The sequence below is a fragment of the Desulfosporosinus sp. BICA1-9 genome (genome assembly GCF_000802135.1).
This window is the reverse complement of the sequence record NZ_JUEE01000198.1, coordinates 22,595-29,537: the sequence shown is the minus strand read 5'-3', so window position 1 is coordinate 29,537 and position 6,943 is coordinate 22,595. Positions and strand designations below refer to the sequence as shown.

At 44.6% G+C, this 6,943-nt stretch carries 5 protein-coding genes; all 5 read right to left on the bottom strand.

The genetic code is table 11. The annotated features are described in order from the left end of the window. Positions 1 to 363 precede the first annotated feature (363 nt). A complete protein-coding gene (locus JL57_RS24480) occupies positions 364 to 546 on the bottom strand; it encodes an aspartyl-phosphate phosphatase Spo0E family protein (protein WP_034144552.1) in 183 nt (60 codons plus the stop codon). A 705-nt stretch (positions 547 to 1,251) separates the two neighbouring features. After that, on the bottom strand, positions 1,252 to 2,667 hold the full coding sequence (gene radA, locus JL57_RS24475) for a DNA repair protein RadA (RefSeq protein ID WP_034144551.1): 1,416 nt from the start codon (positions 2,665 to 2,667) through the stop codon (positions 1,252 to 1,254). A 70-nt stretch (positions 2,668 to 2,737) separates the two neighbouring features. Further along, positions 2,738 to 5,182, bottom strand: a complete 2,445-nt coding sequence (locus JL57_RS24470) for an ATP-dependent Clp protease ATP-binding subunit (protein ID WP_034144550.1) — start codon at positions 5,180 to 5,182, stop codon at positions 2,738 to 2,740. A 208-nt stretch (positions 5,183 to 5,390) separates the two neighbouring features. Then, entirely contained in the window at positions 5,391 to 6,428 is a 1,038-nt protein-coding gene (locus JL57_RS24465; protein WP_034144549.1) for a protein arginine kinase, read from the bottom strand. Then, positions 6,418 to 6,933: a UvrB/UvrC motif-containing protein gene (locus JL57_RS24460; protein WP_034144548.1), complete on the bottom strand. Its 516-nt coding sequence runs from the start codon at positions 6,931 to 6,933 to the stop codon at positions 6,418 to 6,420. The genes JL57_RS24465 and JL57_RS24460 overlap by 11 nt, the downstream gene beginning before the upstream one ends. Positions 6,934 to 6,943 lie beyond the last annotated feature (10 nt).

Here is a 6,943-nt window from a genome sequence, read left to right as displayed (position 1 = left end):
CGCCGACAGGTATTCCTTTTGGGATCGCGGCTTCGGCGATACTCTCCGCCGGAGACTATCGTACCGGAGACTAATGTCTCCTTCGCCGCGAAGTATTCCTTTTGGGATTAGGCGGCTCGGCGAAACCTATCCTCAGCGCGATCGTATTCGTTAAGGGCCATGCGCTTCAGCGATACTCTATCCTACGCCGATAGGTATTTCTTTAGGGATTGCGGCTTCGGCGATACTCTCCACTGGAGACTATCGTCACAGGAAGCTTTCGTCACCGAAGTCTCGATGTTCAGCTTTAGCTGAACGAGTTCACTGAAAACAAAAAAAGTCCGGAATAATTCCGGGCTACATTGTGAGGCATATCTTTTTTCATTATTTAGTTCCTTTGTGTTTGCTCAAACTATATACTTCATTCAATAGTATGTCCAACTCACGGCTAGATGTGACTACTTCTTCAGAAGTCAGCTCATTACATAAGGCAAGTCTATTTAGTTGATCGCGTTTCTTTTCAACGGCATTTAGTAAATCTGATAGCTCCAGTAAATCCTCCTTCATTAAATCACCTTCCTCACCTTCCAGTAAGCTAAACTACAAATGCTTAATGGAATAAGGTTAATCCGTTTAATGATATAAGAGACACTTGAGAATGCATTATGATATACTTGGAAAAATGCCTATAAAATTTTAAAACACAACAACTATCTACTCATCATCACCTCTAAGAATTCGCAAATAATTCATATTCTTTATTTAGTTATATTATAACTTTGTCCAATTAGCAAGGAATTATAATCTATAAATCCCTTGTATTTTGTAGATATATGGAAGATCTCCACAGGTTCATGAATTTTATTCCCAATCTCACTCAAAATCTTTACGTTGCTAGGCAAAGTTTCTGGTATGAGGTTGAACAAGTGCGAATTAGTAAGTTTTAAGCCCTCAGCGGAGAATAATGTAGGATTAAATCCTTCGAGTTTATCAAATTCAAAGAAGACACCCACTTCTATAAGTAGGTGTCCTTATTTTGCTTCGGTGGGGGTAGAGTCCCACCGAAGTCTCGATGTTCAGCTTTAGCTGAACGAGTTCACTCAGCGATAATGGATAAAATAGCTGCTGAGGTGATTATTTTGAAATATAATGTTGGGCTGAGCAAATTGTAAGAATTATGATCGGAATATTAATCGTTCTTTTTGGTTACTATCCGAACAAAAGCCGACAAGAGCAAAGAAAAGCCTAACCGGCATACCCCATAGGGTGCTCTTAAATATCTTCACTAATGGGAAATTCAAGATCAGTCTTTGCTGCCGTCTTCATCTTTAAGTCCAGAATGACCTCATACAAAGTGTTAAGCTCTATGATTTCAAGATTTTTATATCTCGAAGAATCTCTTAGAGTGTTCTTGGCTATGTAGACACGTTTGAATCCCATTCGGTCTATTTCCCGGATGCGGGCTTCGATCGAAGGGACCTTTTTTAGTTCTCCAGTGAGGCCGACATCCGCCACAAAAACAGTATCATTGGGAATCGGTTTGTCTTTCACCGATGATACTATACACATGATAATGGCTAAGCTTACTGATTGTTCTTTGAGTTGAAGACCACCTGTTGTTTTGATAACCACATTTTTATCGTAGAGGTTGATCTTGCCTCTTTGCTCCAAAATAGAAATCAGGGTGTTTAATTGATCTCTTCTTAAACACTCCGCGATTCTCGACGGATAGGGAGTGAACGACTTCGATACCAGGCTTTCGACTTCTACAATAATGGGGCGTGTCCCCTCTTTGATCACGGTCAAGGCGCTTCCTGAAACCGTTTGTCCGGCTCCCCTTTGGGTCATAAAGAACTCAGACGGGTTATCAATGGATAACATGCCTTGTTCAGTCATCGAGAAGAACCCGATTTCTCCTGTACTTCCGAAGCGATTCTTCGAACACCAAGCTCCCCTCAATTCTTCGCCATTTTCTCCATTGAGAATTAACACCGCGTCGACCAGATGCTCTAGCGCTCGAAGTCCCGCGATTTCATCGTCTTTCGTCATTTGCCCCACCATGATCACAGCTCTGGGGCGGCTGTTATTTTTCGCTATTTTTAAGAGTTCGTTGGCACACTCCATTGTTTGAATCGGCGAACCAGGCCGGGAATTATGTTCTTCAAGGGTGAACGTCTGAATACTGTCGATAATAATCAAATCTGGGTCAAGTTCCTCAATTGAGGCCAGAACATGGTTCATGCTTGTATCAGAATAAATCCAGATGTTACTCTTGCTTCCATTCAGAATTCGATCTGACCTACTTTTAATTTGACTATCACTCTCTTCGGCTGAAGCATATAGAACCTTGTAGCCCTTATTGGCAACATCATCGGCTACTTGTAAAAGCAAGGTTGACTTTCCTGCACCAGGCCTTGCTGTCAAGATAATGATAGAATCCTTGACAATGCCTCCACCCAGTACTCGGTTAAATTCACTAATACCTGTTACAATTCTATCGCTATTTCCAGCTAAGACCTCAGATAGCCTCTTCGGAGAGGTCCTTCTTTTACTCGGTGATGACGTCGCTTGAGGTTGACTCTCTGATTCTTCGAATGTATTCCATTCCTCGCAGTTTTGACACTTTCCTAACCATTTTGGACTTTCGGATCCGCAATTAGAACATCTATATACTACCTTAGTCTTCATCCATACAACGCCCCATCCCCGAAGGGGCAATTCATGAATCGAACGATCATCAATTGCCCCTACAAACTGTTTAAAGCTTAGAAAATTTCATTTTTCCATCTTCTGCTTCTACACGAATCCGATCTCCGCTTTTAAATTCCCGTTCGAGTATTTTTTCCGAAAGAGCATCTTCGATTAAGCGCTGAATGGCCCGACGGAGGGGTCGCGCTCCAAAGATCGGATCATTTCCCTCTTTGGCAATCAATTCAATAGCACTCTTCTCAACCTGAAGCTCCAAGCCATTTTCACTCAAACGCTTATTGACCTGATTAATCAATAGTTCGGAGATCTTTAATAAATGTTCTTCTTGGAGGGAATGGAAGACCACTAGCTCGTCAATCCGATTTAGGAACTCTGGACGGAAGGATCGTTTTAGCTCTTCCATTACATAGCCACGCATATTTTTATAATCCGTTTTTTCGTCTTTTTTGGCTGCAAAGCCCATGGCTTCCTTCTTGAGGAAGGAAGAGCCTACATTGGAAGTCATGATTATGACCGTATTTCGGAAATCTACTGTCCTTCCTTTAGTGTCCGTTAAGCGCCCATCTTCTAGAACTTGGAGTAAAATATTGAAGGCCTCAGGATGCGCCTTTTCGATTTCATCCAACAAAATGACACTATAGGGTTTTCGCCTTACCGCTTCTGTGAGCTGACCCCCTTCATCATGTCCAACATATCCCGGAGGTGCTCCTACAAGTCGAGACACTGCATGTTTCTCCATATATTCGGACATATCAATGCGAATCAGAGCCTTTTCATCCCCGAACATCCCTTCAGCCAAAGCCCGACCAAGCTCGGTTTTCCCGACCCCTGTTGGTCCTAGGAATATGAAGGAACCTATAGGACGCTTCGGATCCTTCAACCCTGCCCGTGCTCGACGTACTGCCCGCGCCACTGCCGTGACTGCATCCTCCTGCCCAATCAGTCGTTGATGAAGAACATCCTCCAAATGCAAAAGGCGTTCACTTTCTTCTTCAGCAAGTTTTTTGACGGGTATTCCCGTCCAGCTCGCTACGATTTGAGCGATGTCATCCCCTGTAACCATGGCGTTTTCTTTATACCGCTTATCTTGCCACGCTCCTCGTAGCTCAGCAAGCTCGGCACGGAGTTTTTGTTCCTGATCACGAAATTCAGCAGCTTTCTCAAATTCCTGACTGGAAACAGCCGCTTCCTTTTCTTTCTTTAATCGTTCAGTTTCTTCCTCAAGCAGTTTCAAATCAGGTGGTGCTGTAAAACTAGCCAGTCTAACACGTGAAGCTGCTTCATCCATCAAATCAATAGCCTTGTCTGGTAAGAAGCGATCTGAAATATAACGATCAGATAGTCGAGCCGCCGCTTCAATCGCCTCATCCGTGATCTTAACTCGGTGATGAGCTTCGTAACGATCCCTTAAACCGCTGAGAATCTTTATTGCTTCCTCGGCAGTTGGCTCACCAATCTTGATGGGTTGAAAACGTCGTTCTAATGCTGAATCCTTCTCAATGTATTTACGGTATTCATCTAAGGTTGTCGCCCCAATACATTGAAGCTCACCCCTCGCTAGGGCAGGTTTTAGAATATTTGCAGCATCGATTGCGCCTTCTGCAGCTCCTGCCCCGATCAAAGTATGCAATTCATCAATAAAGAGAATGATGTTTCCATCTGCTCGGATTTCCTCCATAACTTTCTTTAAACGCTCTTCAAACTCGCCACGGTATTTACTTCCAGCCACCATGGCCGAAAGATCTAAAGTGATAACCCGTTTATTTAACAGTATTTCCGGTACTCTATTACTGATAATTCCCTGTGCCAATCCTTCAGCTATGGCTGTTTTTCCGACGCCAGGCTCCCCTATTAGGGCAGGATTATTCTTAGTTCGGCGGCTTAGGACCTGAATAACCCGTGCGATCTCCTCTTCTCGGCCGATTACCGGATCTAAACGACCTTCGCGCGCTTGCAGGGTTAAGTCACGACCATACTCGTTGAGCGCTGGCGTATTGACAGACCCGCCACTTTTATTAGAAGACGAAACTGAATTAGCTGCAGGCAATGTCGCTTCTTCCAATTCTCCGCCTAAAAGTTTCACCACTTGTTTCCAAACTCTTTCCGGACCCACGTTGAGATTTGCTAAGATTCGAGCAGCGATTCCCTCCCCTTCCATAATCAGCCCCAAAAGCAGATGTTCTGTGCCGATATAATTAACCTCTTGACGGTGTGTCTCTTCATTGGCTAACTCCAGAACCTTTTTTACTCGCGGTGTGAGTCCCACCTCTCCGCTAAAAGGTTGACCCACTCCTGCGATTTGTTCAACCTGACTTTGAATTTTTGCAAGATCTAAGCCCAATCCTGTTAATGCTTGGGCAGCAATCCCTTCTCCTTCTTGAATCAGTCCCAGCAAAATGTGTTCGGTTCCTACTACCTGATGTCCCATTCGTTTAGCTTCACTATGGGCTATCGCTATAACTTTCTGAGCACGTTCTGTGTAACGTCCTTTCATAATTCCTTCATCCTTCCATAATCGATGTTCGAGATTCGAGGCTCGAGGTTCGAAACTTGATGGAAAGCAGAGCTTTCCGATTTAAAAAGAGTAAGCCCTTTTTGCAGACACGAGGCTAAGATCGAAGTACGAGGTTCGAGACTCGAGGCTCGAACTTTGATTGAAAGCGAAGCTTTCATTCGTACATCGTACATTGCGCTACGCTTCGCTACAAAGCCGTGCGTTCTCGTATCAGTCGGGCCCGTTCCTCGTCCCGCTGGCTGGGGTCAAGTTCTCGGTCTAGGATATATTGCAAGCATCCTGGCCGAGTATCAATCATTAACGTAGCAAAGCAATCTTTGATTTTCGGTAATAAACCCATATCCGTTCCAAGTCGGTCATGCGACAAGAGATGCATGGCATCTTCAGACGAAAGCAGCCGAGCGTTTTGTAAGGTTCCTCGAGCCCTCCATACCTTATCCTCTAGGAACATAGGCATTTGCTTGCGGAGTGATTCTCGTGCCTGGAGTTCATGCTCTACAATTTGTCGAGTCACCGCGTCCAAATGAGATAGGATATCCTCTTCACTTTTTCCAAGGGTTATCTGATTAGACACTTGGAACATGTGTCCAAAAGCTTGAGAGCCTTCTCCATAAAGTCCTCGCACAGCGAGCCCTAAGCGTGTCACTGCTCCAAGAACCTGTTGAACCTGCTTCGTTATCACTAAGCCCGGCAGATGAACCATGACCGATGCCCTCAGTCCCGTGCCCACATTCGTTGGACAAGCGGTGAGATAGCCATGGCTTTCGCGGTAGGCAAAATCCAATTTTTCCTCCAGAAGATCATCTAAGGCCGTTGCTAAGCGATGTGTCTCTTGTAATTGATTACCCGGCAAAAGAACTTGGATCCTAAGGTGATCCTCTTCATTAACCATAACCGCATATCGATGGTCAGGAGCCAACGCCACTCCGCGCGCTCCAGTTGATCCTCCTAAACTTGGACTGATTAGATGTTTTTCGATAAGCACTTGATGTTCTATGCTGCTTAACTCTGTTAAAGATATATACACCAATGGCTCAATATTCCCGGCGGCAAGTACCTCCGAGAAGGTTTTTTCAACCTGTGCAGCACCTTCTGAACTAATAACATGGGGGAAGGGAAACTCTTCGAGGTTGCGCGCTAATCTCACCCGGCTGCTAATCACAACCGGAGAATTTGGCTCGCTCATCCAGGCACTGCTCTGTAAGAGTAACTCCTTACGAATCATTGGTTTCCCCTCCTTTCGCTTGTTCAATCTGACGAATCTGATCCCTGACTAAGGCTGCCTCCTCAAACGCTTCTTGTTGGATTAAGGTTTGAAGCGTCTCTTTCAGGTTTCTGATTTCCATACGATTTTTGATAGCAACCCCACGTCTCGCTGGGATTTTCCCGACGTTCTGGCCGCCACCATGCACACGACGAAGTAACGGTTCGAGCTGATCTTCAAAGGTTTCATAACACTTACTGCATCCCAGCTTCCCTGCTTGAGTTATTTGGGTAAAGCTAAGACCACATTTGGGACAGGTCCTCTCCGAAGGCTGTTCAATTGACTTTGGATTAAACCCAAAAAGGGCCTGCAAAAACTCAGGTACAATCGCTGGATGGAAAACAAAACTTACTTCTTGGTTTTTCTTAGCACATGATTCACAAAGGTATACCTCACGAGTTTGTTCATTTTCGGTAATGGATAAACGCATAACCGCTTCTTGCTGTTGACAATGTTGACAAAGCATGTCAACTCCC

What these genes read in the sequence shown, in the direction of transcription:
- JL57_RS24465 (WP_034144549.1), bottom strand. Translation starts at nt 6,428, where the DNA reads ATGATTCGTAAGGAGTTACTCTTACAGAGCAGTGCCTGGATGAGCGAG.
- JL57_RS24470 (WP_034144550.1), bottom strand. Translation starts at nt 5,182, where the DNA reads ATGAAAGGACGTTACACAGAACGTGCTCAGAAAGTTATAGCGATAGCC.
- radA (WP_034144551.1), bottom strand. Translation starts at nt 2,667, where the DNA reads ATGAAGACTAAGGTAGTATATAGATGTTCTAATTGCGGATCCGAAAGT.
- JL57_RS24460 (WP_034144548.1), bottom strand. Translation starts at nt 6,933, where the DNA reads ATGCTTTGTCAACATTGTCAACAGCAAGAAGCGGTTATGCGTTTATCC.
- JL57_RS24480 (WP_034144552.1), bottom strand. Translation starts at nt 546, where the DNA reads ATGAAGGAGGATTTACTGGAGCTATCAGATTTACTAAATGCCGTTGAA.